Source organism: Nitrobacter sp., assembly GCF_051535215.1.
Classification (GTDB): Bacteria; Pseudomonadota; Alphaproteobacteria; order Rhizobiales; family Xanthobacteraceae; genus Nitrobacter.
The window spans coordinates 25,241-51,854 of record NZ_JBPPLY010000002.1; the positions used below are offsets into that span (position 1 = coordinate 25,241).

Sequence of the window (26,614 nt, forward strand, 5' to 3'; positions counted from 1 at the left end):
TTGCCCCTCCGCGCCTCGGCTGGTAACCCCTGTCGCGTTTGTAACGCCCTGTAGATTATAGATTACAAACACGATAACGAGCGCCATGTCCGACAAGAAACCGAAGAAGACGCAAAAGCTCCGCGCCCGCCTGCCGCGCGGGCTGGAGGATCGCGGTCCCGCCGCGATCGACGCCACACGGCAGATGGTGGAAAAAATCCGCGCGGTCTATGAGCGTTACGGCTTCGAGCCGGTCGAGACCCCCGCGATGGAATACACCGACGCGCTGGGAAAATTCCTGCCCGATCAGGATCGCCCGAATGAGGGCGTGTTCTCGTTCCAAGACGACGATGAGCAGTGGATCAGCCTGCGCTACGATCTCACCGCGCCGCTGGCGCGTTACGTCGCGGAGAATTTCCAGAACCTCGCGCTGCCCTATCGCAGCTATCGCGCCGGCTATGTGTTTCGGAACGAGAAGCCGGGACCGGGACGCTTCCGCCAGTTCATGCAGTTCGATGCGGACACGGTTGGCAGCGCGTCGCCCGCAGCCGACGCCGAAATGTGCATGATGGCCGCCGACACCATGGAGGCGCTCGGCATTCCGCGCGGCCAGTACGTGGTGAAGGTGAATAGTCGGAAGATTTTGGACGGAGTGATGGACGCGGCCGAGGTGCCGCTGTTCAAGCGCATCGAAACGCTTCGATGTCTCGATAAATTCGATAAGTTCGGAGTAGAAGGCGTACGCCTTTTGCTCACGACAGGTCGAAAAGATGAAAGTGGAGATTTTACAAAGGGGGTCGGACTAAACGAACAGCAGGCGGACACGCTGCTGTCCGTTTTTGCGCCGACAAACGCTTATCGGGTAAACTACAAGAAAAATGATGGAACGATCGGATATCTCGAAGGATCACCGGATAAAATCATTTCGAATTGGGATGAGGTTCTCAATGCTCACAATGAAATAGGTCTGGCGAAATTCTTTGGTCCGCCATCGGTTAATCCCAGCTTGCTCGCGTTACTTAATGCCAATGTGGCAATCAAAGCGGCTCCAATTGGTATGGAGGGAATAGGCGAGTTGCTGTTGATTTTGAAGTTGATTCAAGAAGCGGGATACAGCGACGACCGCATCCGCATCGATCCCTCCGTCGTGCGCGGTCTCGAATACTACACCGGCCCGGTCTACGAAGTTGAACTGCTGTTAGAGACCAAGGATGAGAAAGGCCGCCCGGTGCGTTTCGGCTCGGTCGGCGGCGGCGGGCGTTATGACGGCCTTGTTTCGCGCTTCCGCGGTGAGCCGGTGCCGGCGACAGGCTTCTCCATCGGCGTGTCACGCTTGCAGGCCGCGCTCACCATGCTCGGCAAGCTGGACACCAGGCCGCAGCCGGGTCCGGTGGTCGTCACCGTGTTCGGCGGCGACATCGCGGGCTATCAGAAGATGGTCGCGGAGCTGCGCAACTCTCCTGCTGATCCTTCAAGGCCGGATGGGCCTCGCATTCGCGCGGAATTGTATCTGGGCAACCCGAAGCATTCGCTTGGCCAGCAAATGAAATACGCCGACAAGCGCCATTCGCCGTGCGCGATCATTCAAGGCAGCGACGAGAAAGCCAACGGCAAGGTGCAGATCAAGGACCTGATCGCGGGCGCCGGGCTCACCTCGATCGAGGATCGCACCGAATATCTGAAGAAGCAGGCCGAGGCGCAGATCGAAGTCGGCGAAAGCGATCTCGTTGCGGAGGTGCAAAAGCTGCTCGCGCGTCATGGCGTGAGCTGGAATTAGCCACGGCCGCCGTCATGTCCGCGCAGGCGCACCAGTGTGCCGGAGCACTGGTTGGTCAACCATGGCGCTGCGGGTTACTGCATCATCCGCCTTCGCGGATGACGACCGGGGAATATGCCTGAAGAATCGCCAGGCATGAGGCCATGAGCACTTTTCCCGTAAGGACGGGAAAAGATTTGTGCTCCGTCACTTCGGCACCATCGACTTGAATTTTTCAAGATCGCGCATGTTCATCTTGAAGCCGCCGGGCATCACCACGTCGCCGGGCTTCTGACCTTCCTTGCAAGGGCCGGTCCATTTCGCGGCCATGGTGATCTTGCTGTCGCGGGTTCCAAGCCTGCCGCCTTCGCTGCGCGAGGTCACCGTCACTGTGTAGGCGGAGTTGAAGTCGCCGGTGGTTTCGGCATGCGATGTCACGGTCGCGCCCGCCATCATGCAGACCGAGTCCATGACATAGCCTGCCGCGGTTTTCTGAATGTCGGCCTTCGAGCAGTTCTGCTTGGCGGACGGAGCGAATTCCGAGGTGAACTCGCGGTCCACGGCCTCGCTGGTACATTGCTGGACCGTCACGTCCGGCATCCTGGCGCCTTCGTGATCGACCTTGATGTCCCATAGTCCGGCCTTGCGCAGCGGCAATTGCATCTCCGCCAATGCCGGTGCCGCCGAGAGAAGCAGCAGCGGCAAGAAGGGAATCGAAAGTCGAAGAGACCGTCGCATCGCAGGCTCCGTCAAAGGATCAGGACTCGCAAACGTGGATCAGGGACCGCTCAGTAGCGGGTTTGCAGCGGAGGCTGGTCGGGCCCATAGGGCACCCAGCGACAGGCGAACGAGATGTATCCGCCCGGATAGGCCTGGACACCGAGGACTTTCGCCACCTTGCCGTAGCGCGCGCAGTGATCGACCGCGATCACGCGCACGTCGGCGGTCGCGGCCAGCGCATAGGAGATGATGCCGCCGGTGTCGTTGCCCTTGACCGGTGGCACCCAGTCGGCCCGTGCCGGTCCGCAAACCAGCGCGCCCGTCATCGCCGCCAGCAAAGCCGCTCCGAGCTGTCTCATCGTCATCTCCATCGTTACCGGTCCAAGTCTAGAACGCCACGCCGGCCATGAAAAGAACAGCAAGCCGGCCGATAGGGAGTTAGGCGGCGGGTGTTGCCGTGTCGCACTTGACCTCGCGCGGGCTTCGCGGCACCGTCCGGGGCTCGGATCACCGGCGGATGCTCCCATGCGCAACCTTATCATATCCTTGAAGAAAGCCGGCCTTGCCGCGGCGTTCGGCGCGGCGTTGGGACTGTTTGGCGCCCTGCCGGCAGCGCAGGCCTTCAATTTCCCGGTGTTCGGACCGGGGTATGAGGGACGGTTACCGGGCTGCGAAGCCGGGCTGCCGGTCATCACGTCGGAATTCTGGGAGAAGGAGAGCAAATTCTGGAGTTCTCCCCTGCGAATCACGGCCTATGGCAACGTCCATGAAACCGCGTTCCGGCCCTGGCAATCCGACAACATCCCGCGCCGCTATTGCACCGCCGATGCGATGGTCAGCGACGGCAAGGTCCGCACGGTGCATTATTCCATCATCGAGGATGGCGGGTTTGCCAGCATCGGGCAGGGCGTCGAGTGGTGCGTGGTCGGCCTCGACCGCAACTGGGCCTATAATCCGGCCTGCCGCGCAGCGCAGCCCTGAGCAACCATTTTCCGTAAAAATGCAGATCCGGTTTGCGGAGTGAATTCGACATTCACGCTCCGCCGAGCTCCGGCTATCGATTCTGACATCTGCAAGAAGGCTCGCTGAAAAGCGATGCCAATGTTAGACTTCGGAACAACGGGGCCGGATGTCGGCCGGGCTGGGAGTTTGGCGTTATGAGGTGGGTGTCTCGCGCGGGCGCCGCGTCTGTTCTGTCGTGGCTGATCCTGTTTGCGGGGTGGACACACGGCGCGGCGCAGGATCGTCGCCAGAACGCGCCGGGCGCGTTCGATTTCTACGTGCTGTCGCTGTCGTGGTCGCCGTCGTTCTGCGCGGCAGCGGCCGAGCGCGGCACCGCCAGTCGGTCGCAGCAGACCCAATGCGGCGGACGGCCGTACTCTTTCGTGGTGCACGGCCTCTGGCCGCAATACGAGCACGGCTTTCCGGATTATTGCCAGCGTCCCGCGCCCCGGCTTGATCGTCGCATCATGTCCTCGATGCTGGATTTGATGCCGGCCCCCGGCCTGATCTACAGCGAGTGGGACAAGCACGGCACCTGCTCGGGCCTCGGCGCGCAAGCCTATTTCGAGGAGGTCCGCAAAGCCCGCGCCGCGGTGAAAGTGCCTGCGGAATTCGTCGATCTTGCGGCGCCGAAGAGCATTGCGCCCGACGACATCGAAAGCGCCTTCATCAAGGACAATCCCGGGCTCAGCCATTCTGCGATCGCGGTGATCTGCGACCGCACCAGGCTCAGCGAGGTACGGATCTGCATGAACAAGGACCTGCAATTCCGCGCCTGCGAGGAAATCGACCGCCGCGCCTGCCGCAGGGATCAGGTGGTGCTTCCACCGGTGCGCGGCGGCTAGTCTTTCGCTCGCTTGTTAGAGGCGTATCGCCGCCGGTACGACGTCATTGCCGGGCATAGCCGTTCGAAGATCGGCATCTCTTCCGCTTGCCTATGCCGGCAATCCATCTTCTTTTTGAGAGATGGATGCCCGGATTAAGTCCGGCATGACGGAAGTGATACGATCAGCACCAAAAAAGAATCCATCGCCCCATGAACTACCGCCACGCCTTCCACGCCGGCAACTTCGCCGACGTTATCAAACATATCGTGCTGGTTCGCATCCTGACCTACCTGCAGGAGAAGCCGGCGGCGTTTCGCGTCATCGACACCCATGCCGGTGCCGGCGTTTACGATCTCACCGGCGAGGAGGCGGCACGCGGAAGCGAGTGGCTGACCGGAATTGCGCGGCTGATGCAGGCGCGGTTTTCCGACGCGGCCGGCGCGCTGGTCGCGCCTTATCTCGATATCGTCAGGGCCTTCAATCCGCAGCGAGACCTGCGATCCTATCCGGGGTCGCCGCTGATCGCGCGCGCTCTGCTGCGGCCGCAGGATCGTCTGGTGGCTTGCGAACTCGAACCCGTGGCCCGCAAACACCTGGTCAATGCGCTACGCCGCGACGTCCAGGCCAACGTCGTCGATCTCGATGGCTGGACGGCGCTCTCCGCTTTCGTGCCGCCGAAGGAGAGGCGCGGGCTGGTGCTGATCGATCCGCCGTTCGAGCACAAGGACGAATTTGATCGGCTGGCGGACGGATTTGCCGGAGCGTTCGCGAAATGGCCGACCGGCTGCTACATGCTGTGGTATCCGGCGAAAAGACGCCGGGCGACGGATGATCTGGCGCGCAGGGTCGGCGCCGAATTCGGAGGCGATGCCGACAGATGCCTGCGGCTTGAATTCAGCGTTGCGCCGCAGACGCCGGACGGGCCGCTCACCGCCGCCGGACTCCTGATCGTCAATCCGCCGTGGACGTTGAGGGCTGAGCTGAAGCTTGTCCTTCCCGAACTGGAGAAGCCGCTGGGTCAGGGCGGCGCCGCCAGGTTCAGGCTGGAGGCGGTCGGGGGTTGAGTCGCTCGCAACGTGCAATTTCGCCGTAGTCAGTTCGACTGGAACCGTATTAAGCTGCCGCGCTTGCGACCGGCTCATGGCGCCTCCCGCAGCGGGGCAGCCTGGCTACAATGTCTGGAATGCAATGCCGGTCAGGCAGGCCTTGTTTTTTGGAGATGGCTGCGACGGCGGTATCGCCGGGAGTGAACGTCAGGTCTCGTCGGCGCGTGGGGACGCGGCGGCGAATGCAATGCGGCGAGAGGAGTTTTGCCGATGGCCATGACTGGAACGGTCAAGTTCTTCAACGGGGAGCGCGGCTACGGCTTCATCAAGCCAGACGATGGCGGCCGCGATGTATTCGTTCACATCACGGCGGTGGAACAGGCCGGATTGAAGGAATTGTCCGAAGGACAACGCGTCACATTCGAGGTCGAGCCGGACAAGAAGGGCAAGGGCCCCAAGGCGGTCAATCTTGTGATCTCGCCCTGACGAGCGGCGCAGCGGCACGCTTGCACGTTGGCATCACGAAAAAACTCCCGGCCGCGAACGGCCGGGAGTTTGAGGCGTGAGTGGTGTTCTCGTCAGAAATGATAGTTCACGCCGGCGCGGACCAGTCCGGACTGATAGCTGTTGGGAGCGCCGGTGATCGAGAAGTTGCTGCTCGACAGGTCGACATAGAGATATTCGACCTTCGCGGTCCAGTTCTGGTAGATGCCGAATTCGGCGCCGACGCCGAGCGTCCATCCGGCATTGGTGTGGGATTCCGAAAGGCCGAAGGTTTCGGCGCGCAGTTCGCCGAAGGCAAGACCACCGGTGCCATAGACCAGAACGTTGTTGAAGGCGTAGCCGAGGCGGCCGCGCACCGTGCCGAACCACGGATTAGAGAACTTCCACGGCGCGAAGGTATCGTCGGCGGCGCTGGCCTGGATGTCGCCTTCGATGCCGAACACCAGCGGTCCGTTCTGCCAGTTGTAGCCGGCCTGCACGCCGCCGAACACGCCGTCCGGCTTGGTGGCGCTGTTCTGGACGCTGCCCCAGGCATAACCGAGGTTGCCGCCGAGGTAAGGACCTGCCCAGCTGAAGGCATTGAGCGGCTGATTGACGGTGTAGGGCGAGCGGTAGGACAGATCCGCGGCCTGCGCGGTGCCGATCAGCGCCGTTGATGCCACGGCGGCCAATGCTGCGATCGTTGTCTTGCTCATTTCGATACTCCAACCCCTTGCCGTCGCTCCCGTCGTGGCGTTTCCCCGCCAGCGGTACGGTTACGAATTCCGAAATTCCGTGCGTAGGATTTATCGAAAGTTTTAAGTTAAGCGGTTCTTAAGGCGGCGCTTCCACCGTCTCTTGTTCTTAAAAAAGTGTTACCGGCATGGCGGCTCCGTAACCGATGACGCAACCACGCCGCGCAATTGGTAAAGCTCGCCGCCGCTGGCATCCGCCGGTTTCATCCCTTAATTGAAGGCCATGACGAGCGATTCCTCCGATCCCGCAAAGCCGGCCGGCTCCGGACGACCGCCGGGTTCCGACGCTGACATGCGGCGGCCAGAGGGGGCGGTGGAGGCGGGACAGGATGTCGATCCCGCAACGGTCGAGACCGCCGAGACTGTCGAGCCTGACGAAGACGACGAGGCCCGGCTGCCCGATCTCCCGGACGAGTCCACCGATGGGATCGAGGAAGGACCGCTCGCGGTCGGCCGCGCCGCGATCGAACGCGCCGTGCGCCATGCGCCGACCTCGCCCGGCGTCTATCGCATGATCAATGCCGCAAACGACGTGCTTTATGTCGGCAAGGCCAAGAACGTGCGCAAGCGCCTGTCGTCCTATGCGCGGCCGACAGGCCAGGTGATGCGCATCGCGCGCATGATCGCGGCGACGTGCACTGTCGAGATCGTGTCGACCGGAACCGAGACCGAAGCGCTGCTGCTCGAAGCGAATTTGATCAAGCAATTGCGGCCGCGCTTCAACGTGCAGCTGCGTGACGACAAGTCGTTTCCCTATATCCTGATCACCGGCGACCACTGGGCGCCGCAGATCCTCAAGCACCGCGGCGCGCAGTCGCGGCCGGGACGGTATTTCGGGCCGTTCGCGTCCGCCGGCGCGGTCGGCCGCACCATCACCGCGCTGCAGCGCGCGTTCCTGGTGCGCTCCTGCACCGACTCGTTCTTCGAAAGCCGGACGCGGCCGTGCCTGTTGTATCAGATCAGACGCTGCTCGGGTCCTTGCACCGGCGAGATCGATTTCCCCGGCTATACGGCGCTGGTTCGCGAGGCGACCGACTTTCTGTCAGGCCGCAGCCGCGCCGTGAAGGAGGACCTGGCCCGCGCGATGGAGCAGGCTTCCGCCGACCTCGCCTTCGAGCGCGCGGCGCTCTACCGCGACCGGCTGGCCGCGCTGTCGGCGATCCAGTCGCAGCAGGGCATCAACCCCCGCACGGTGGAAGAGGCCGACGTGTTCGCGATCCACCAGGAGGGCGGCTATTCCTGCGTCGAGGTGTTTTTCTTCCGCACCGGGCAGAACTGGGGCAACCGCGCCTACTTTCCGCGCGCGGAAAAATCCTTCACGCCGGAGGAGGTGCTGGGCGCGTTCCTCGCCCAGTTCTACGACGACAAGCCGCCGCCGAAGCTGATCCTGCTGTCGCATCGCATCGAGGAAAGCCAATTGCTGGCCGATGCGCTTTCGATCAAGGCCGGTTGCAAGGTCGCGGTCTTCGTGCCGCAGCGCGGCGAGAAGAAGGAACTGGTCGCCCATGCCCTGACCAATGCGCGCGAGGCGCTTGGCCGCAAGCTGGCGGATACCGCTACGCAGTCGCGGCTGTTGCAGGGTCTGGCGGCTGCCCTGGGTTTGCCGCATAGCCCGCGGCGCATCGAGGTCTATGACAACAGCCACATCCAGGGGACCAATGCGGTCGGCGCGATGATCGTCGCCGGCCCTGAGGGCTTTCTGAAAAACCAGTACCGCAAGTTCAACATCCGCTCCGAAGGTCTGACGCCCGGCGACGACTACGCGATGATGCGCGAGGTATTGGAGCGCCGTTTCAAGAGATTGCTGACACAGCAAGCCGCCGATCCGGAGAAGGACACGGTGCAGCAATGGCCGGATCTCGTGATCATCGATGGCGGGCTCGGCCAGCTTAATGCCGCGCGTGGGATTTTCGACGCGCTGGGGCTGCACGGAATATCGCTGATGGCGGTCGCCAAGGGCCCGGATCGGGACGCCGGTCGCGAAACCCTGTTCCTGCCGGACCGCCCGGCGATCAAGCTCGAACCGCGCGACCCCGTTCTATATTTCATCCAGCGGCTGCGCGACGAGGCGCACCGTTTTGTGATCGGTTCGCACCGCAAGTTACGTAAAAAGGATATGCGCGAGGCCGGCTTGCAGGAAGTTCCCGGCATAGGTCCCGCGCGCAAGCGGGCGCTGTTGCATCATTTCGGAACGCTGAAGGAGATCGAGCGCGCCTCCGTAGCCGATATCGGCAAGGTTCCCGGCATCAGCGCCGAAAGCGCCCGCCGGATCTTCGACTTTTTTCACGCCCGGTCAGCGTAAAGGTGGCTTTACGATTTTGGCATGATATTCATCTGCTTTTTTCGTATTAAGAACCAATGGATAAGGCCTTCGTCGCGGCCAAAGCGGCAAAATGCGCCCCGTGACCGTTGACGTTCGCGCCACGACAGTATTGGTAAGATGAAATGAACACTGCAACCAGCCAGGCGACTGCGAAACATATGCTGTCGCTACCGAATATCCTCACCTGCGCCCGGATCGCCGCGATTCCGGTGGTGGTGGGTTGCGTCTATGCGCAATCGATCATGGATGGGCCGTTGCGCCTGCGCTGGGTGGCGCTCGGGGTGTTCATCGCGGCGGGTGTCACGGACTTTCTCGACGGCTACTATGCGCGGATCTGGGATCAGCAATCTGCTTTGGGCAAAATGCTCGATCCGATCGCCGACAAGCTCCTGGTCGCCTCCTGCCTGCTGATGCTGGCGGCCGACGGCATCATCCATGGCTGGACGTTGTGGGCGGCGATCGTGATCCTGTGCCGCGAGATCCTCGTGTCGGGCCTTCGCGAATATCTGGCGGAGTTGCGCGTCAGCGTGCCCGTGACCAAGGTCGCGAAGTGGAAGACCACCGTGCAACTGGTTGCGATCGGCTTCCTGCTGGCGGGCGAGGCCGGCGACCTGATATTTCCGTTCGTGACCCAGATCGGGCTTCTGCTGTTGTGGGTCTCTGCGATCTTCACCATCTATACGGGTTGGGACTATTTCCAGGCTGGTATTCACCACCTCATCGAGGAGGATGAAAAATGAAGGTGCTGTATTTCGCCTGGGTGCGCGAACGGGTCGGCAAGGCCGAGGAGGCGCTCGAGCCCCCGGAAGCCGTTGCGACGGTTGCCGATCTGATCGCATGGCTGTCGCAGCGGGGCGATGAATACGCCCATGCGTTCGAAAAGCCCAAGGTGATCCGTGCCGCGATCGACCGCATCCACGTCAAGCAGGACACGGCGATCGCAGGCGCGCGCGAGATTGCGTTCTTTCCGCCGATGACCGGCGGTTGATCTGTAAACAGCGGCGTCGCCATGACCGTTCCCGTCACCATTCGTCTGCAGGAAGAGGATTTCGACGTCGCGCGCGAAATCGCGGCGCTCTCGCGCGGCCGCACCGATATCGGCGCCGTCGTCAGTTTCAGCGGCATCTGCAGAAGCGACAAGGCTGACGGCGAGGGTGGTGACGCGATCGCCGCACTTGTACTGGAACATTATCCGGGCATGGCGGAGGAAGAGATCGCGCGGCATGCCGAGGAGGCGGTTTTGCGCTGGCCGCTCACCGGCCTCACCGTCATTCACCGCTTCGGCCGGATCGTGCCGGGCGACAATATCGTTCTGGTGGTGACGGCGTCCGCGCACCGCGAGGCGGCGTTTCATGCGGCCGAGTTCCTGATGGACTATCTCAAGACTCGCGCGCCGTTCTGGAAGCGCGAGGAGGGCTCCGTCGGATCAAGTTGGGTTGACGCCCACGATCGCGACGACACGGCTGCGGCGCGCTGGGCCAAATCCTGATGGCCAAGACCGCCGCGCGCGGCGGACACTCGGAAGCCGCAACCCGCAGTTCAGCCAAAAAACGCCGGCCGGCGCGCGCGACCGCCAAATCCGATGTCACCGCTGCGGCTACCGAACTCGCGACGATTTTCGACTATGTCGGCTTCGCCGCCGCAAGGCTCACGCGCGCGCGCGTGACCTTTGCGCACGGCACCACCGATCCGGTTGCGGAGGCCGCTTTCCTGGTCGGCGAGGCCATGAACCTGCATCCCGACGAGGTCGAGCCGAACGCCGCGCGGCGCGTGCCGAAGGCCGCAGCCCAACGCATCCTCGGCTGGGTCGAGCAGCGCATCACAACCCGCAAGCCCGCCGCCTATCTCGTCAAGAGAATGTACATGCGCGGGCTGCCGTTTTATGTCGACGAGCGCGTGATCGTGCCGCGCTCGTTCATCGGCGAAATCCTCGACTCGCATTTCGGTGACGACCATCCGCTGCGTCTGCGCGATCCGGCAGCCGTGACCCGCGTGCTCGATCTCTGCACCGGCTCGGGATGCCTTGCCATTCTGGCCGCGCGCGCATTTCCGGATGCGAGGATCGACGCGGCCGACCTGTCGGAAGACGCGCTCGCGGTCGCCGCGCGCAACGTGCGCGAGCACAGTCTGGAAAACCGCATCACGCTGTTGCAAGGCGACCTGTTCGCCGCGCTCAGGGATCAGCGATACGATCTCATCATCTCGAACCCGCCTTACGTCGATGCGAAAGGCATGGCGGGCTTGCCGCGTGAATGCCTTGCGGAGCCGCGGATGGCATTCGACGGCGGCGCCGACGGCATCGATCTGGTGCGTCGTATCATCGACGGCGCCAAAGCTCACCTCGCGCCCGGCGGCGGACTTTTATGCGAGGTCGGCCGCTGCAAGCCGGCGATCGAGAAGGCGTACCCTCGTGCGGAACTTCTCTGGCTCGACACCGAGGAGTCCGAAGGGGAGGTGTTCTGGTTAGAGGCGGTCAGGCTTGCCGATGTTGTGTCCGCATGACAAGCCGATCTGGCGCGGTCGATCACCTTGCGTTCGGGCCTCTGGCAAAATCGCCGGAGTTCACTTAATTAAGGGCGATCCAGCGAACGACGCATGAGGACCTCCGGCGATACCGTCGGAGGTTTTTGTCGTCCGGAAAATGTTCTTCTGTTCGTTCTGCCGTGTTGATGACGGACCAAATGCTTTTTGACGCCCGCCATAGTGTATTCTCGCGCGATCCCTGGCTTGGAGAATTCCGGGCGACGCTGACGCTTGGCTGGCCGCTGGTCCTCACCAATCTCGCGCAAATTGCACTGACGACAACCGATGTCATTGTGCTGGGCCGCGTCGGTCCCTCCGCGCTGGCCGCGGGAACGCTTGGCGTCAATCTCTACTTCGCGATCCTGATTTTCGGCATTGGCATCGTCACCGCGACATCGCCGATGATGGCCGAAGCGTTCGGTCGCAAGCTGCATTCGGTGCGCGACGTGCGGCGGACGTTCCGCCAGGGATTATGGGCGTCGGTTCTGATTGCGGTGCCGAGCTGGCTGCTGCTGTGGCATAGCGAGGCGATCCTCATTCTGTTCGATCAGGAACCTCAGCTTGCGGCGGATGCTCAGGTGTTCGTGCGCGCATTGCAATGGGGCATGTTGCCGACGCTGGGCTTTATCGCGTTGCGATCGTTCTTCGCCGCGCTGGAGCGGCCGTTATCGGCCATGCTGGTGACGGCGGCCGCGATCCTGTTCAATATCGCCGCGAATTGGGCGCTGGTGTTCGGTCATCTTGGTCTGCCCGCGTTAGGGCTGCGTGGTTCCGGCATCGCGACGACATTGTCGAACACCTTCCTGTTCGTCGGGCTGGTGCTGGTGGCAAGCCTTGGCCGCAAGTTTCGTCGCTTCCATCTGTTCGGCAACTGGTGGCGCGCCGATTGGCCGCGTCTTGTCACGCTGTGGCGCGTCGGTCTGCCGATCGGCGCAGCGCTCGCTTTCGAGATCACGGTGTTCAACGCCGCGGTATTCCTGATGGGACAGTTCGGCACGGCCTCGATCGCGGCTCACGCCATTGCGATTCAGATCGCCTCGGTCTCCTTCATGGTGCCGATGGGACTGTCGCAGGCTGCGACGGTGCGCGTCGGCCGCGCTTACGGCGCAGGCGACCGTGACGGGATCACCCGCGCCGGATGGACGTCCTTCGCGCTGGCGATCGCTTTCATGACCGCGACCAGCGTGTTGATGATCGCCGCGCCGCGATGGCTGATCGGTGCTTTCGTCGACATCAACGATGCGGCGAATGCCGAGGTGGTCGGACTCGCGGTGTCGTTTCTGACCTGCGCGGCGGTGTTTCAGATTGCCGACGGCGCGCAGGTGGTCGGCGCCGGCATGCTGCGCGGCCTGCAGGATACCCGCGTGCCGATGATCTATGCCGGTCTTGGCTATTGGGGCTTCGGCATGTCGCTGAGTTTGCTGTTTGCTTTCCGGCTCGGATTTCAGGGCACCGGCATCTGGATCGGCCTGGCGTCGGGCCTCGCGGCCGTAGCCATCCTGATGATCACGCGTTGGGTCAGACGCGAGCGGCTGGGATTGGTGCCTCGAAAGACTATGCGATATCGCGAGGCCTGACTCGGTTGAGCCGACAACTATGCGCGCGTGGCCGGTCACAGCACCTTGCGGGTCCAGTCGTGCGTATCCGCCGCGCGTCCGTACTGGACATCGACCAGTTTCTTGCGGAAGCCCATCGCGACGGGACCGGCGGCGCCGCCATTGATGGTGAAATCGCCGTGGGTCGAGCACACCTTGCCGATCGGAGAAACGACGGCGGCGGTGCCGCAGGCGAAGGCTTCTTTCAGCCTGCCGCTGGCGGCGTCATTGCGCCACTGGTCGATCGTGTAGGGTTCCTCGCGCACGTGCGTGCCGGACTCTTTGGCGAGCGTGATGATCGAATCGCGGGTGATGCCCGGCAGAATGGTACCGAGCGGTGGCGTCGAGAGTGAGCCGTCGTCGAACACGAAGAAGATATTCATGCCGCCGAGTTCCTCGATGTAGCGGCGTTCGATCGCGTCCAGGAAGACGACCTGATCGCAGCCGCGATCGATGGCTTCGGCCTGCGCACGCAGACTGGCGGCATAGTTGCCACCGCATTTGACGGCGCCGGTGCCGCCGACCGCCGCGCGCGTGTAATTCTCCGACACCCAGATCGAGACTGGCGCCGGCCCGCCCTTGAAATAGGAACCGACCGGCGATGCGATCACCGCGAAGATGTATTCCGCCGATGGCTTGACGCCGAGAAAGACTTCGTTGGCGATCATGAAGGGCCGCAGGTACAGGCTGCCTTCACCGCCGGGAATCCAGTCGCGGTCGATGCGGACGAGTTGCTCGATGGCTTCGATGAACACGGGCTCGGGCAGCGCCGCCATCGCCATGCGCTCGGCCGAATTGCGAAAGCGTCTTGCGTTGGCGTCCGGACGAAACAGGTTCACGCCGCCGTCGTCACGCTTGTAGGCCTTCAGACCTTCGAAAATCTCCTGCGCGTAGTGCAGGACGGCGGTCGCCGGATCGAGCGGGAAGCTGGCGCGCGCTTCGACCCGCGCGCCGTGCCAGCCGTTCGCGTGATTGTAGCGTACCACCGCCATGTGATCGGTGAACACCCGGCCGAAGCCGGGATCTGCGAGCTTTGCTTCGCGCACGGTCGCGGGCGTCGGACTGACCGTCGGCTGGACATCGAATGTCAACGACACCGCGCCATCGGTTTTTTCGAACGAAGCTCTCATGGTGTTCTCCGGCTTGAAAGAGTCTTCGCGTTGCAGGCTATTGCCGCTCCGCGAAGTCCGGTTTCCGCTTTGGCGGACGGCGCGAAGTCCAGTATGTTGCCGAAAGGCAGCTCTACATCGCACCGACGAAGGACCGATTGGCCTTGCCGTATGATAGGGCTGATCGGGAATTTCGCGGGACGATATAATATTTCGCAGTGGACGTCCGCCTTGTAACATTCAGACCAAAGATATGTCAATATGGTTGTCCTAAATTCTCCGACTCGTTCCGGCATGACGTCCGCCGATCCGCAACGGCCCGGCGAACGCCCCGCAGAGACGCGCTGGGACATCATCGAGTTGCTGTTCTTCGCCTATCGCGACTTTGTCGGCGATCCCGACCATGTGCTGGAAGAATTCGGCTTCGGTCGTGCCCATCATCGCGTGATGCATTTCGTCTACCGTTATCCCGGGCTTAATGTCGCGGACCTGCTCGAGGTACTGCGCATCACCAAGCAATCGCTGGGGCGGGTTCTCAAGCAACTCCTCGATGAAGGCTACATTGTGCAGAAGGCTGGCGACGCCGACAGGCGCCAACGCCTTCTTTTCGCCACCGCGAAAGGCGAGGCGCTAGTGGGGAAACTCGCGGGGTTGCAGACCGACCGCATCGTACGTGCGCTGCAAGGTCTCGACGCGTCCGGCGTTGAGGCCGTGCGCAAGTTCCTGCTCGGGATGATCGACCACGACGATCCCGACAAGGTGCTGGAGGCGATCCTGCGGGCCGACGGCAAGATGGTGAAGGCATGACGGGAATGCAAACGGCAGGGATCGCGCGCGCGCCGGTGAGGCCTGCCGATGACGCCCCGCATCTGCTGCTGGTCGATGACGACCGGCGTATCCGCGATTTGCTGTCGCGTTTTCTGGCGGGGGAGGGTTACCGTGTCACCACGGCCATGAGCGCCAAGGCGGCCCGCTCGAAACTGCTCGGGCTGCATTTTGACCTGCTGATCCTCGACATCATGATGCCCGGCGAAACTGGCTTCGATCTCGCCCGCTTCATCCGTGCCTCGTCCGCGGTGCCCATCATCATGCTGACGGCGCGTCACGAGGCCGAGAGTCGCATCGAGGGCTTGCAGATCGGCGCTGACGACTATCTCGCCAAGCCGTTCGAGCCGCGAGAGCTGGTGCTGCGGATCGGTAATATCCTGAAGCGCACGATGCCGCTGCCGACGGCGCGGACCGGATCGATCGCGTTCGGGCCGTATGTCTATCATCTGGACCGTGGGGAACTGCGGCAGGGCGACGACGTCATTCATCTCACCGATCGCGAACGCGAGATGCTGCGGGTGCTGGCCGCCACGCCCGGCGAGACGGTTCGCCGCGGCGAGCTGAACGGCGGAGGCACCGTCAACGAGCGCGCCGTCGATGTTCAGATCAACCGGCTGCGGCGGAAGATCGAGCGGGATCCGGCCAATCCGCTCTTCCTGCAGGCGGTGCGCGGCGTCGGCTATCGCCTGGTCGCAGCGCCCTGAGCTGCCGATGATGAGCACGCTCGACGCCGGCATGACGCTGATCCGTACAACGTCCCGGCGCGTATCCCTCGCCAATGGCAGGATGGCGCGAGCATTCAAGAACTGGATGCCCAAGGGCCTCTACGCCCGCGCACTGCTGATCATGATCGTGCCGATGGTGGTGCTGCAATCGGTGGTCGCTTTCGTGTTCATGGAGCGGCACTGGAACACGGTGACACGGCGACTGTCGACGGCGGTGGTGCAGGACGTCGCCGCGCTGATCGATATCTACAAGGACTACCCGCAGGACAAGGATCGCGCGACGATCCGGCGCATCGCGCAGCAGCGGCTGGGGCTCGTGGTCGATTTCCTGCCGCCGGGCGACATGCCGCCGCCCGGGCCGAAGCCGTTCTTCTCGCTGCTCGACCAATCGCTGTCGGTGCAGATCAGCAGGCAGATCGGCAAGCCGTTCTGGATCGATACGGTCGGCCGCTCCAGTCTGGTGGAGATCAGGATCCAGCTCGACGACGCGGTGATGCAGGTCTTCGCGCAGCGTAGCGCCGCTTATGCCTCGAACTCGGAAATCTTCATCTTCTGGATGCTGGGCACGTCATCGATCCTGCTGTTCGTCGCGGTGCTGTTCCTGCGTAACCAGATCAAGCCGATCCTGCTGCTGGCGGACGCCGCCGAGCGCTTCGGCAAGGGCCGCGATGCGCCGAACTTCCGTCCGCGGGGCGCGCGCGAGGTCCGGCGCGCCGCACAGGCGTTCATCGAAATGAAGATGCGGATCGAGCGCAGCATCGAGCAGCGCACCGCGATGCTGGCCGGCGTGTCACATGATCTGCGCACCATCCTGACCCGCTTCAAGCTGGAAATGGCGCTGATCGGCGACAGTCCGGAAGTCGACGGCATGCGCAAGGACGTCGACGAAATGCATGGGATGCTTGAGGCCTATCTCGCTTTTGCGCGCGGTGACAGCGGCGAGCAGGCGCAGCCGACCGACATGGCGGCCGCGCTGGAGGATCTGCGCAGCGATGCCGAGCGCAACGGCCACGCCGCGACCACCAATTTTCAAGGGCTTCCCGTCGTCACCGTCAAGCCGGCTGCGCTCAAGCGCTGCCTCGGCAACCTGGTGTCGAACGCGGCGCGCCATGCCGACTCCATTGCGATCAACGGCCATCGCGATCACCGCTGGCTCACGGTCATGGTCGACGATGACGGCCCTGGCATCCCGCAGGATATGCGCGAGGAAGTTTTCAAGCCGTTCCTGCGGCTCGACAGCGCCCGCAATCAGGACGAGGGCGGCTCCGGTCTCGGTCTTGCCATCGCGCGCGACATCGCGCGCTCCCATGGCGGCGACATCACGCTCGGCGACAGTCCGATGGGGGGCTTGCGCGCGACGGTCCGGGTGCCGGTGTAACGGCAACTAGCGTCCGTTTCCTCGCTGCGAAGAAATCCGGTTTCGACTGTTTGCCACTTTGAGAGGTCATGCTCTGGCTTTCCCGCGTCGCGGCCCCACATTGTAATCAAGCCAGTTTTAAATCGAGCCCGTTCTGGCAGGCGCGCATAACACTCTGCGGCCTCGGGACAGCCTCGAGTCGAAGGAGCGAGCGGTATGGATGGCTCGGTTCAACTCGAAATGCGCTTCGGCGCCTCCAATTATGCGCCGATGCCGGTTACTCTCGCGCGTGGCAAGGGCGTCTATCTCTGGGATGAAAACGGGCGGCGCTACATCGACATGATGGGCGCCTATTCGGCGGCGAGCTTCGGGCACTGTCATCCACGGTTGGTGCAGGCGCTCACCGATCAGGCGCGGCAACTCGACACGATTTCGCGCGCTTATTACAGCGATCGTCTCGGCGCCTTTCTCGGCCGTGCCTGCGCGCTGACCGGGATGGATCAGGCGTTGCCGATGAACAGCGGCGCGGAAGCAGTAGAGACGGCACTCAAGGCCGCGCGTAAATGGGCCTACACCGTCAAGCGAGTGCCGGCCGACCGCGCCGAAATCATCGTGTGCGACGGCAATTTTCACGGCCGCACCATCGCCATCGTCGGTTTCTCATCCGTACCGCAATATCGCGACGGTTTTGGGCCGTTTCCACTCGGGTTCAGGTCGGTGCCGTTCGGCGACGCGGCGGCGCTCCGGGCGGCGATCACGCCGAACACCGCGGCCTTCCTGGTCGAGCCGATCCAGGGCGAGGGCGGCATCAATGTGCCGCCGCCGGGCTATCTTGCCGAGGTGGCGCGCATCTGCCGGGAGCAAAACGTCCTGCTGATCTGCGACGAGATTCAATCCGGACTCGGTCGTACCGGCAAGCTCCTGGCCTGCCAGCACGACGGCGTGAAGCCGGATGCGGTGACGCTGGGCAAGGCGCTGGGCGGCGGTCTTCTGCCGGTGTCGTTGTTTCTGGCGCGCCGCGATGTGATGCAGGTGTTTAAGCCCGGCGATCACGGCAGCACTTTCGGCGGCAATCCGATCGCCGCGGCGGTCGGGCTGGCGGCGCTCGATACGCTGATCGAGGAGAATTTGATCGAGCGATCGGCCCGCCTCGGCGCGCATCTGCTCATCCGGCTCGCCGCGATCAGGAATCCGATCATCCGCGAGGTGCGCGGGCGCGGATTGTTCGCCGGCGTCGAGTTGGATCGCAATCTCGCCAGCGCGGCGACGGTTGCGACGCGGCTGTTGCAGGCCGGCGTGCTGACCAAGGACACGCACCGCAACACCGTTCGCTTCGCACCGCCGCTGATTATCGAGGAATCCGAGATCGATTGGGCGGCGGATCGCGTCGCCGAGGTGCTGGACGAATTCGCTCGCGCGGACGTGCATCCCTAGAGCCTTTCCCGCTTCTGATGGAATCAGAAGCGGGGCTCAATCTTCATGTTTTGACGCGTTCTCTTCACGCGAACCGTATCCACTTCCGTCGAAAACGCTCTAGCCAATGTCGAAACGGACGCCCTGTGCGAGCGGAAGATCGTCGCCGTAGTTCACGGTGCTGGTGAGACGCCGCATATATGCTTTCCAGGCGTCGGAGCCGGCTTCCCGGCCGCCGCCGGTTTCCTTTTCTCCGCCGAACGCGCCGCCGATCTCGGCGCCGGACGGGCCGATATTGACGTTGGCGATGCCGCAGTCGGAGCCTCTCGCGGAAAGAAATTTCTCCACCTCGCGAATGTCGGTCGAGAAGATCGAGGACGACAGTCCGTGAGCGACGGCGTTGTGCTGCGCGATCGCGGTGTCGAGGTCGGTATATGTCATGACGTATAGGATCGGCGCGAAGGTCTCGCGCAGCACCGGTCCGGTCTGCGCCGGCATCTCCACCAACGCCGGCCGGACGTAATACGCATCCGGAAACCGTTCGTCATCGAGGCGCTCGCCGCCGTGGACCCGTGCGCCGTGCGTGCGAGCCTCGTCGAGCGCTCGCTGCGTGTTCTGGAATGCGGCTTCGTCGATCAGCGGACCGACCAGCACCTCGTCATCTGCAAGCGGATCGCCGATCCGTACCGAGGCATAAACGCGTTTCAGTTTCGCGACGAACTCATCGTGGATGCTGTCATGAATGAACAGCCGCCGCAGCGTGGTGCAGCGCTGACCGGCCGTGCCCATGGCGGCGAAGGCGATGGCGCGCAACGCCAGATCGAGGTTCGCCGACGGGCAGACGATCGAGGCGTTGTTGCCGCCGAGTTCGAGAATGCTGCGCGCGAACCTCCGCGCAAGCTGCGTCCCGACCTCGCGGCCCATCGCCGTCGATCCTGTCGCGGAGACCAGTGGCACCCGTGGATCGTTGCCCAGGAGTTCGCCGACGTCGCGTCCGCCGATCAGTAATGTGGACAGGCCGTCCGGAACGGCGCCAGCCTTTGCGGCGGCGCGCTCAAACAGCGCCTGCACCGCCAGCGCTGTCAGCGGGGTCTTATCCGACGGCTTCCAGATCACCGGATTGCCGCAGACCAGTGCCAGCGCCGCATTCCACGACCACACCGCGACGGGGAAATTGAACGATGTGATGACGCCGACCGGGCCGAGCGGATGCCATTGCTCCATCATGCGATGATCGGGCCGCTCGCTGGCGATGGTGAGGCCGTAAAGCTGCCGCGACAGGCCGACCGCAAAATCGCAGATGTCGATCATTTCTTGCACCTCGCCACGGCCTTCCGACACGATCTTGCCGGCTTCGATGGTGACCAGACGGCCCAACGCATTTTTGGCGGCGCGCAGTTCGAGGCCGAGCAGGCGGATCAGCTCGCCGCGTTGCGGCGGAGGGACCTGACGCCATTGCCGGAATGCAGCGTCGGCCAGCGCAATGGTTTCGGCGGCGTGTTGCGGACTTGCGTCCTCGACGTAAGCGATGGTCTCGCCGGTCAGCGGCGATCGCACGGCACGCGTACCATGCCGACGGTCGGGAGCCACGCCGAGATGATCGAGCAGGGATGTGACATCGTTTGCGAGCACGGCAGATTTTCTTTCGTCGAACGGTCGCTGACTGACCGCTCATGTTGCGGCATGTTGCGACAATTCTTTAAGCCGCACGAGCGTTCCGGCGACATGCGACGCAGAAATTACCTCGCCAGTTCCTTCGATCGCTCTGTCGCAGCGGCGACCGCGCGCGTCATCAGCGCTCTCAAACCGTTCTCGTCCATCAGCACACCGAGCGCGGCTGCTGTCGTGCCGCCGGGCGAGGTGACGTTCTGGCGCAGCGTCGCCACGTCGAGATCGGACCGGTGCAGCAGTTCGCCTGAACCGGCGACGGTCTCGCGCGCCAGCCTTGCGGCGAGATCGGCAGGCAGACCAGCAGCGACGCCGGCGCGCGCCAGTTCCTCCGCGAGCAAAAAGACATAGGCCGGTCCCGATCCCGAGACCGCAGTGACGGCATCCATCAGCGCCTCGTCGTCGATCCATTCCACCGCGCCTGTGGCGTGCAGCAGCGCATCGGCGGTGGTGCGCTGCTGCTCGTTCACGCCCTTCGCGGCGACAGCGACCGTGATGCCCCGGCCTATCGCGGCGGGGGTGTTAGGCATCGCGCGCACGATGTTGCCGCCGCAGGCTGCGTCAAGCGCGGCGATCGTCGTGCCTGCCATGATCGACACCACCAGGGTCGAGCGTTTGATCAGCGGCCGCAATGCCGGGCCAGCCTCGCCAAACGTTTGCGGTTTGACCGCCAGCACCAGCGCGGCGACGTCGTCGGCTGTCGTTGTCTCGGCGTTCAGCCGGACGCCGCGGGCGGCGAGCGCGCGGATCTCGTCGGAAAGATGGGGATCGACCACAGCGACGCGCTTCGGATCCAGCCCCTGCCCAAGCCATCCGCTCAGCAGCGCACCGCCCATCTTGCCCGCGCCGGCGAGAACCACGGTGCCCGAGATGTTTGCGAGGGAAGTTTGCGATTCAGCCATGACAATATTTCCGGCACCAGTGAATAGCCGACATACTATCACCGATATCCGCGTCATGGCCGGACTTGTTCCGGCCATCCACGTCTTTGCCCGTGAGGCGCGCTTCGCACCAAGCCCGGCTGCGGGTGGGAGAAGGTGTCTCGTCGGTGGCGTCGCGGGAGAAGGCTAAGCCTCGCCCTCGGTGTCGAACATCGCGGCGGTCATCGCTTCGGCCGCGGTCTTGCCGGCCCAGATCACGAACTGCAGCGCCGGATAGTAGCGCTCGCAGGCGTGGATCGCGCCGGCGAGCATCTCCGCGCATTGTGCGTTCGATGCCGTCATTCCTTCGGGCAGGACAAGCGCGTGGCGGTACATGACCGTGCCGGTCTGGGTCCAGATATCGAAATGGCCGATCCACAATTGCTCATTGATTGCGGCGATGACGCGCTGGGCCTCGTTGCGGCGCGCCGCCGGGATCTTCATGTCGAAGGCGCAGGCGAGATGCAGCGCCTCGATCTCGCCCATCCAGGTGAAGGTGATCTGATAGTCGGTCCAGTTGCCTTTCGAAACGATGGTGATCTCATCCTCGCCGGAGCGCTCGAACGCCCAGTCGTTGGTGGCGGCGATGTCCTCGACCGCCGCCAGCGGATTGTTTCTGGAATCGATAACGCCTTCGAGCAGCGACATGCCGTCCCGATCCTTGCTGTTTGTCTGTGTTGATACGCACGCATAGGACGGCCGCGGTGCTGGCACGTCGCGGGACTTCGATCTTTCAGACGATCCATCAAGAGCGTGGACCGGATGAGGAATGATGTCCTGCGCGGATCAAGTGATGTGATTTGCGGAATCCGCGCAACGCCGCCTCGAGTCCGTCCACAGGCAAAGCGCGCGTCGTCCACAACTGATCAAATGGCGTTGCGACTCGCGGTCGTGAACAAAACGGAATCGGATTCGCGTCGCGCGAGTCCTGCGGCCATGACTCGCTTGCCGCGAGTCTCGCGTCATCGGACCTGATTGAATCAGGATTGGAGGGCGGACGTTTTCGAACGCGCGTTGCGAACGGTCGACAGCCGCGTACCCATGCACGTCGGCGTTATTGTTCTGGACGGACCGAGCGATCGTGTCGCGTTGATTGACGTCGAGGTCGAGAATAGGAACGTCGCGCAGAGTTTTCTCGTTGCGGTTCGATGTTCCGGCGTCTGAGCGGGTCTCTTGCCAACAGCCGGAGAGCCGGAAAACCCCTGTCGTTTCCTTGTTATTTCGGGCGTTTGCGGCTAGAACGCCGCCACGTCTCACGGCCCCCGCACCCCTGGAGGCTTGCCGGTGACGCGCAACGGGCCGCGATTGCGGCCTTTAACTTTTTGAAAAACAAGGACTAAAACGATGGCGACCGTCAGGGAATTGAAGGCGACCGCGCGTCCGAAGAGCGGCAAGGGGGCCGCCCGGGCAGAGCGTCGCGCCGGCCGAGTGCCCGGTGTGATCTATGGAAACAACCAGCCCCCGCAGCCGATCTCGGTCGAGGAGGCGGAACTGCGCCAGCGCATTCTGGCCGGCCGTTTCCTCACCACGATCTTCGACGTCAGCCTGGAGGGCAAGAAGCATCGCGTGATTCCGCGCGACTTCCATCTCGATCCGGTCAAGGACACTCCGATCCATGTCGACTTCATGCGGCTCGGCGAAGGCGCCACTATTCGCGTCAGCATTCCGCTTCGCCTGCTCAAGGCGGACGTCGCACCCGGCGTGAAGCGCGGCGGCACCGTCAACCTCGTGACCCACGCCATCGATGTCGAATGCGCGGCCGACAACATTCCGCAGTTCATCGAAGCCGACGTCGGCGGGCTGGAGATCAGCCACTCGCTTCATCTGTCCGACATCACGCTGCCGGCCGGTGTGAAGCCGCTGGCGCGAGAGGACGTCACGCTGGTGACCATCGTGCCGCCATCCGGTTACGCGGAAGAACTGAAGGCGGCGGCCGCTGCTGCTGCGGGCGGCGCGGCGGCTCCCGCCGCCGGTGCGACTCCCGCGGCGGGCGGGGCTGCTGCCGGCGCGGCCGCGGCAGGCGCGAAGGCGCCCGCAGGCGGTGGCGACAAGAAGAAGTAAGCGACCACTTGCGCCATGCGCCTGTTCGTCGGACTGGGCAATCCCGGCACGAAGTATCAGGGCAACCGGCACAATATCGGGTTCATGGTCGTGGACGAGATCGCGCGGCGTCATGGTTTCTCACCATGGCGCCGCCGTTTTCAGGGCGAGACCTCCGAGGGCACGCTCGATGGCGAGCGCGTCATTCTGCTCAAGCCCACTACCTTCATGAACAACTCCGGCCATGCGGCTCGGGACGCAGCGCAATTCTTCAAGCTGACGGAGAGTGACGTCGTGGTGTTTCACGACGAGATCGAACTCCCTCCCGCGAAAGTCCGCGTCAAGGTCGGTGGCGGCATCGCCGGGCACAACGGCTTGCGGTCGATTTCGGCGCATGTCGGCAACGACTATCGCCGTGTCCGGCTCGGCGTCGGCCATCCCGGCATCAAGGATCTTGTGCATGCGCATGTGCTGAACGACTTCGCCAAAAGCGAGCGGCCATGGGTCGAGGCGCTGGTGGATGTCGTGGCGGAAAACGCAGCGCTTCTCGTCGCAAGCCGGGATTCGGCGTTCCAGAACAAGGTGCATCTTGCGATGCAGGCGAAGGGATTCGCCGAGAAGGGCGACAAGGAAGATGGCGGCGGCAAATAAACGACGCCGTCATCGCCGGACTTGATCCGGCTGTTTCATCTTTTGAAGAAGATGGATACGCGGGCCCTTGCGCGAAGACGCGCTTCGCGCTTTAGCCCTCGTATGACGCACCAACTCTGTTGCGCGGTTTGCGCCAATCATCGGAATGAATCATGGGTTTTAAATGCGGTATCGTCGGGTTGCCCAATGTTGGCAAGTCGACCCTGTTCAATGCGCTGACGGAAACCGCGGCGGCGCAGGCGGCGAACTATCCGTTCTGCACCATCGAGCCCAACGTCGGCGCCGTGGCGGTGCCGGATCCGCGCCTCGACAAGCTCGCGGCGATCGCCAAATCGGCGCAGATCATTCCGACGCAACTGACATTCGTCGACATCGCGGGTCTGGTGCGTGGCGCCTCCAAGGGCGAAGGACTCGGCAACCAATTTCTCGCCAACATCCGCGAGGTTGACGCGGTCGCGCATGTGGTGCGTTGTTTTGAGGACTCCGACATCACGCATGTCGAAGGCAAGATCGCGCCGCTCGCCGACATCGAGACCATCGAGACCGAACTGATGCTGGCCGATCTCGAAAGCCTCGAGAAACGGGTCGACAGTCTTTCGAAAAAGGCCAAGGGCAACGACAAGGAAGCCAAGGAACAGCTCGATCTGGTCGAGCGCGCGCTCAAACTGCTGCGCGACGGCCAGCCGACCCGCGGCATGGAGCGAAAGCCCGAGGAAGAGCGCAATTTCCGCATGCTCGGGCTTCTGACATCAAAGCCGGTGCTTTACGTCTGCAACGTCGAGGAAGGTTCGGCGGCGGGCGGCAACGCATTCTCGCAGGCGGTATTCGAGCATGCCAAGAAGGAAGGCGCGGTCGCGGTTGTGATTTCAGCCAAGATCGAATCCGAGATCGCGACGCTGTCGCGCGAGGAGCGTGCTGATTTCCTCGAGACTCTGGGGCTGGAGGAGGCGGGTCTCGACCGGTTGATCCGCGCCGGCTACGACCTGCTTCACCTCATCACCTATTTTACCGTCGGGCCGAAGGAAGCCCGCGCCTGGACTATCACCAGAGGCACCAAGGCGCCCGGCGCAGCCGGCGTCATTCACACCGACTTCGAGAAGGGTTTCATCCGCGCCGAGACCATCGCTTACGCCGACTATGTGGCGCTAGGCGGCGAAGCCGGCGCGCGCGATGCGGGCAAGCTGCGGCTCGAAGGCAAGGAGTATGTCGTCGCCGACGGCGACGTCATGCATTTCCGGTTCAATACCTGAAAATCCGTTTCAAACTTATCTTAGTCATTCCGGGGCGCGCTTAAAGCGCGAGCCCGGAATCCGGATAAGTGGGCCCCCTCAATTCTGGAGTCCCGATGTACAATCGCACATCTGTGATCGCCGTTTACGCGGCGTCCGGACGTGGCGTCGAGATTGTCTCTATCGCAATTGTTTCTATCGCATCGTACCCTTTTCGCGGATTGCGCCGAGATGCTCGTTGATGCGAAACACGATCAGGATGCATTCAGCGGCAATGCGTGAAAACACGATACCGGTCAGGGCGCCGGCGATGCTCAGAAGAATTGAGATGAAGCCGCCGAACGGGCTGACGGCCATCGTGGCCAGGCCCGAGAAAATCCCGGACAATCCTGACAGGACGATCAGCACGATGACCAGCCAATAGAAGATCTTGATGATCGTGGGCGTGATGAAGCGATCCCACTGAAACAGGTCCCGGAATTCAAACATCTGCCGCTCCCCCTCGCGTCATGCCGCCGCCGGCGGGTTGAGATTGCTGCAAATAAGGGCCACAATCGGGCGTTGTTTCAGCAGGCATCGACATGACCCTGACATTTGAGGATTTTCCCGTCGGGCGTTTCGGTACGTTCGGACCGCGGCATGTCAGCCGTGACGAAATCATCGCCTTTGCGTCGGAGTTCGATCCCCAGCCCATGCACCTCGATGAGGAAGCGGCCAGGCGCTCCATGCTGCGCGGTCTGTCAGGGTCCGGCTGGCATTTGTGTTCGCTCATGATGCGGATGATGTTCGATGGCTATATCGGACGGACCGCCTCCCTTGGCTCTCCCGGCGTCGATGAAGTCCGGTGGCTGGCGCCGCTGCGCCCGGGCGACGATCTGATGCTGGACGTCGACGTTGCCGCGGCGCGGGTGTCGCGCAGCCGCCCGGAGACGGGGATCGTGACCTTCGCAATGCGCGTGCGCAATGCGTCCGGGCAGGTGCTGCTCGAGGCGGTGTCGCCGATCATCATCAGGCGGCGTGCGGCGCCGGCGGCGGGAAGCTGATCCGATGCGCTATCTCGAAGACATGGAAGTCGGGCAGCGTCGCGATCTCGGCTCGTTTACCTTCACCGCCGAACTCATCAAGGCGTTCGCGGCGCAATTCGATCCGCAGCCGTTCCATCTCGACGAGGAGGAGGGCCGCAAATCGCTGTTCGGCGGTCTGGCGGCCTCGGGCTGGCATATCGCTTCGGTCTGGATGAAGCTGGCGGTGGCGGACGGTCGGCGCGAGGCGGCGGCTGCCGCGGCGCGCGGCGAGCAGCCGGCGATGTGGGGACCGTCGCCCGGGTTTCGCGACCTGCGCTGGATCAAGCCGGTACTGGCGGGGGACACCGTCAGCTACGCCAGCGAAGTCCAGTCGCTGCGAGCCTCCCGCTCGCGGCCGGAATGGGGCGTCCTGCAAATGCGCAACACCGGAACCAACCAGCGTGGCGAACTGGTGTTTTCCTTTCTAGCGTCGGTTTTCGTGCCGCGCCGGCATCCGCAGGATTGATGCTCGCGGGCAGTTGGGGACGCCGCACGACCGGCCTTGCAGCCGGGCGCTGTAATTTATTCGAAAAACCGGCATCCCGTTAAGGAGTTGTGAACCCTCAGCCGCTCTTGTCGAGCAGCGTGGGGTCCTCCGCTT

The 26,614-nt window shown here is 63.3% G+C and carries 28 protein-coding genes; 20 read left to right on the forward strand and 8 right to left on the reverse strand.

Translation table 11 applies throughout. The annotated features are described in order from the left end of the window. Nucleotides 1-85 precede the first annotated feature (85 nt). Nucleotides 86-1,756, forward strand: coding sequence for a histidine--tRNA ligase (gene hisS, locus ACS3WB_RS02780; protein ID WP_438274050.1), 1,671 nt, complete (start codon nt 86-88; stop codon nt 1,754-1,756). A gap of 186 nt (nt 1,757-1,942) precedes the next feature. Here hisS and ACS3WB_RS02785 read toward each other — a convergent pair whose 3' ends face one another. Next, complete coding sequence (locus ACS3WB_RS02785) at nt 1,943-2,473, reverse strand: DUF3617 domain-containing protein (protein ID WP_438274051.1); 531 nt, start codon at nt 2,471-2,473, stop codon at nt 1,943-1,945. 50 nt (nt 2,474-2,523) lie between these two features. Next, nucleotides 2,524-2,814: a hypothetical protein gene (locus ACS3WB_RS02790; protein WP_438274052.1), complete on the reverse strand. Its 291-nt coding sequence runs from the start codon at nt 2,812-2,814 to the stop codon at nt 2,524-2,526. A gap of 166 nt (nt 2,815-2,980) precedes the next feature. Here ACS3WB_RS02790 and ACS3WB_RS02795 point away from each other — a divergent pair, with 166 nt between their 5' ends. The 4 genes from ACS3WB_RS02795 to ACS3WB_RS02810 all read left to right on the forward strand — a co-directional run bounded on the left by ACS3WB_RS02795 (nt 2,981) and on the right by ACS3WB_RS02810 (nt 5,816). Next, nucleotides 2,981-3,436: a hypothetical protein gene (locus ACS3WB_RS02795; RefSeq protein WP_438274053.1), complete on the forward strand. Its 456-nt coding sequence runs from the start codon at nt 2,981-2,983 to the stop codon at nt 3,434-3,436. A gap of 176 nt (nt 3,437-3,612) precedes the next feature. Next, nucleotides 3,613-4,302 carry a ribonuclease T2 family protein gene (locus ACS3WB_RS02800; RefSeq protein ID WP_438274054.1) on the forward strand — a complete coding sequence of 230 codons (690 nt, stop codon included), beginning with the start codon at nt 3,613-3,615 and terminating at the stop codon, nt 4,300-4,302. A 191-nt stretch (nt 4,303-4,493) separates the two neighbouring features. Continuing rightward, nucleotides 4,494-5,348 carry a 23S rRNA (adenine(2030)-N(6))-methyltransferase RlmJ gene (locus tag ACS3WB_RS02805; RefSeq protein WP_438274055.1) on the forward strand — a complete coding sequence of 285 codons (855 nt, stop codon included), beginning with the start codon at nt 4,494-4,496 and terminating at the stop codon, nt 5,346-5,348. Between the two features lie 252 nt (nt 5,349-5,600). After that, nucleotides 5,601-5,816, forward strand: coding sequence for a cold-shock protein (locus tag ACS3WB_RS02810; protein WP_438274056.1), 216 nt, complete (start codon nt 5,601-5,603; stop codon nt 5,814-5,816). A gap of 92 nt (nt 5,817-5,908) precedes the next feature. Here the strand turns inward: ACS3WB_RS02810 and ACS3WB_RS02815 are convergent, their stop codons facing one another. Continuing rightward, a complete protein-coding gene (locus ACS3WB_RS02815) occupies nt 5,909-6,529 on the reverse strand; it encodes an outer membrane protein (protein ID WP_438274057.1) in 621 nt (206 codons plus the stop codon). A 262-nt stretch (nt 6,530-6,791) separates the two neighbouring features. Here ACS3WB_RS02815 and uvrC point away from each other — a divergent pair, with 262 nt between their 5' ends. The 6 genes from uvrC (at nt 6,792) to ACS3WB_RS02845 (ending at nt 12,991) form a co-directional block, all read left to right on the forward strand. Further along, nucleotides 6,792-8,870: an excinuclease ABC subunit UvrC gene (gene uvrC, locus ACS3WB_RS02820; protein WP_438274058.1), complete on the forward strand. Its 2,079-nt coding sequence runs from the start codon at nt 6,792-6,794 to the stop codon at nt 8,868-8,870. A gap of 143 nt (nt 8,871-9,013) precedes the next feature. Continuing rightward, complete coding sequence (gene pgsA, locus ACS3WB_RS02825) at nt 9,014-9,631, forward strand: CDP-diacylglycerol--glycerol-3-phosphate 3-phosphatidyltransferase (protein ID WP_438274059.1); 618 nt, start codon at nt 9,014-9,016, stop codon at nt 9,629-9,631. Continuing rightward, nucleotides 9,628-9,879, forward strand: a complete 252-nt coding sequence (gene moaD / locus ACS3WB_RS02830) for a molybdopterin converting factor subunit 1 (RefSeq protein WP_438274060.1) — start codon at nt 9,628-9,630, stop codon at nt 9,877-9,879. The genes pgsA and moaD overlap by 4 nt, the downstream gene beginning before the upstream one ends. Before the next feature lie 21 nt (nt 9,880-9,900). Further along, complete coding sequence (locus ACS3WB_RS02835) at nt 9,901-10,380, forward strand: molybdenum cofactor biosynthesis protein MoaE (protein WP_438274061.1); 480 nt, start codon at nt 9,901-9,903, stop codon at nt 10,378-10,380. Then, nucleotides 10,380-11,393: a 50S ribosomal protein L3 N(5)-glutamine methyltransferase gene (prmB, locus tag ACS3WB_RS02840; protein WP_438274062.1), complete on the forward strand. Its 1,014-nt coding sequence runs from the start codon at nt 10,380-10,382 to the stop codon at nt 11,391-11,393. The genes ACS3WB_RS02835 and prmB overlap by 1 nt, the downstream gene beginning before the upstream one ends. A gap of 179 nt (nt 11,394-11,572) precedes the next feature. Next, nucleotides 11,573-12,991 (forward strand): MATE family efflux transporter, encoded by a 1,419-nt coding sequence (locus ACS3WB_RS02845; RefSeq protein ID WP_438274063.1) that lies wholly within the window; start codon nt 11,573-11,575, stop codon nt 12,989-12,991. A 35-nt stretch (nt 12,992-13,026) separates the two neighbouring features. Here the strand turns inward: ACS3WB_RS02845 and ACS3WB_RS02850 are convergent, their stop codons facing one another. After that, entirely contained in the window at nt 13,027-14,139 is a 1,113-nt protein-coding gene (locus ACS3WB_RS02850) for a branched-chain amino acid aminotransferase (RefSeq protein WP_438274064.1), read from the reverse strand. A 273-nt stretch (nt 14,140-14,412) separates the two neighbouring features. On the opposite strand from ACS3WB_RS02850, the gene ACS3WB_RS02855 reads away from it, so the two are divergent. The 4 genes from ACS3WB_RS02855 to rocD all read left to right on the forward strand — a co-directional run bounded on the left by ACS3WB_RS02855 (nt 14,413) and on the right by rocD (nt 18,462). Beyond that, a complete protein-coding gene (locus ACS3WB_RS02855) occupies nt 14,413-14,925 on the forward strand; it encodes a MarR family winged helix-turn-helix transcriptional regulator (RefSeq protein WP_438274065.1) in 513 nt (170 codons plus the stop codon). Continuing rightward, on the forward strand, nt 14,922-15,650 hold the full coding sequence (locus ACS3WB_RS02860) for a response regulator (protein ID WP_292695435.1): 729 nt from the start codon (nt 14,922-14,924) through the stop codon (nt 15,648-15,650). Before ACS3WB_RS02855 ends, ACS3WB_RS02860 begins: the two co-directional genes overlap by 4 nt. Before the next feature lie 10 nt (nt 15,651-15,660). Continuing rightward, nucleotides 15,661-17,049 (forward strand): ATP-binding protein, encoded by a 1,389-nt coding sequence (locus ACS3WB_RS02865; protein ID WP_438274353.1) that lies wholly within the window; start codon nt 15,661-15,663, stop codon nt 17,047-17,049. A 195-nt stretch (nt 17,050-17,244) separates the two neighbouring features. Beyond that, the gene (rocD, locus tag ACS3WB_RS02870; RefSeq protein ID WP_438274066.1) at nt 17,245-18,462 is read left to right on the forward strand and encodes an ornithine--oxo-acid transaminase; all 1,218 of its coding nucleotides are present in this window, start codon (nt 17,245-17,247) and stop codon (nt 18,460-18,462) included. 99 nt (nt 18,463-18,561) lie between these two features. Here rocD and amaB read toward each other — a convergent pair whose 3' ends face one another. The 3 genes from amaB to ACS3WB_RS02885 form a co-directional block, all read right to left on the reverse strand. Then, a complete protein-coding gene (gene amaB / locus ACS3WB_RS02875) occupies nt 18,562-20,073 on the reverse strand; it encodes an L-piperidine-6-carboxylate dehydrogenase (protein ID WP_438274067.1) in 1,512 nt (503 codons plus the stop codon). A 107-nt stretch (nt 20,074-20,180) separates the two neighbouring features. Further along, the gene (gene proC, locus ACS3WB_RS02880) at nt 20,181-21,011 is read right to left on the reverse strand and encodes a pyrroline-5-carboxylate reductase (RefSeq protein WP_438274068.1); all 831 of its coding nucleotides are present in this window, start codon (nt 21,009-21,011) and stop codon (nt 20,181-20,183) included. Nucleotides 21,012-21,176: 165 nt separating this feature from the next. Continuing rightward, the gene (locus ACS3WB_RS02885; RefSeq protein WP_438274069.1) at nt 21,177-21,677 is read right to left on the reverse strand and encodes a YbjN domain-containing protein; all 501 of its coding nucleotides are present in this window, start codon (nt 21,675-21,677) and stop codon (nt 21,177-21,179) included. 696 nt (nt 21,678-22,373) lie between these two features. Here ACS3WB_RS02885 and ACS3WB_RS02890 point away from each other — a divergent pair. The 3 genes from ACS3WB_RS02890 to ychF all read left to right on the forward strand — a co-directional run bounded on the left by ACS3WB_RS02890 (nt 22,374) and on the right by ychF (nt 24,970). Continuing rightward, the gene (locus tag ACS3WB_RS02890; protein WP_438274070.1) at nt 22,374-23,090 is read left to right on the forward strand and encodes a 50S ribosomal protein L25/general stress protein Ctc; all 717 of its coding nucleotides are present in this window, start codon (nt 22,374-22,376) and stop codon (nt 23,088-23,090) included. Nucleotides 23,091-23,105: 15 nt separating this feature from the next. Beyond that, nucleotides 23,106-23,720, forward strand: coding sequence for an aminoacyl-tRNA hydrolase (gene pth, locus ACS3WB_RS02895; protein ID WP_438274071.1), 615 nt, complete (start codon nt 23,106-23,108; stop codon nt 23,718-23,720). A 152-nt stretch (nt 23,721-23,872) separates the two neighbouring features. Further along, on the forward strand, nt 23,873-24,970 hold the full coding sequence (ychF, locus tag ACS3WB_RS02900) for a redox-regulated ATPase YchF (protein ID WP_438274072.1): 1,098 nt from the start codon (nt 23,873-23,875) through the stop codon (nt 24,968-24,970). 174 nt (nt 24,971-25,144) lie between these two features. Here the strand turns inward: ychF and ACS3WB_RS02905 are convergent, their stop codons facing one another. Next, a complete protein-coding gene (locus ACS3WB_RS02905; protein ID WP_438274073.1) occupies nt 25,145-25,438 on the reverse strand; it encodes a DUF4282 domain-containing protein in 294 nt (97 codons plus the stop codon). Between the two features lie 92 nt (nt 25,439-25,530). On the opposite strand from ACS3WB_RS02905, the gene ACS3WB_RS02910 reads away from it, so the two are divergent. After that, nucleotides 25,531-25,992 carry a MaoC family dehydratase gene (locus tag ACS3WB_RS02910; RefSeq protein WP_438274074.1) on the forward strand — a complete coding sequence of 154 codons (462 nt, stop codon included), beginning with the start codon at nt 25,531-25,533 and terminating at the stop codon, nt 25,990-25,992. A 4-nt stretch (nt 25,993-25,996) separates the two neighbouring features. Further along, on the forward strand, nt 25,997-26,479 hold the full coding sequence (locus ACS3WB_RS02915; RefSeq protein WP_438274075.1) for a MaoC family dehydratase: 483 nt from the start codon (nt 25,997-25,999) through the stop codon (nt 26,477-26,479). Nucleotides 26,480-26,614 lie beyond the last annotated feature (135 nt).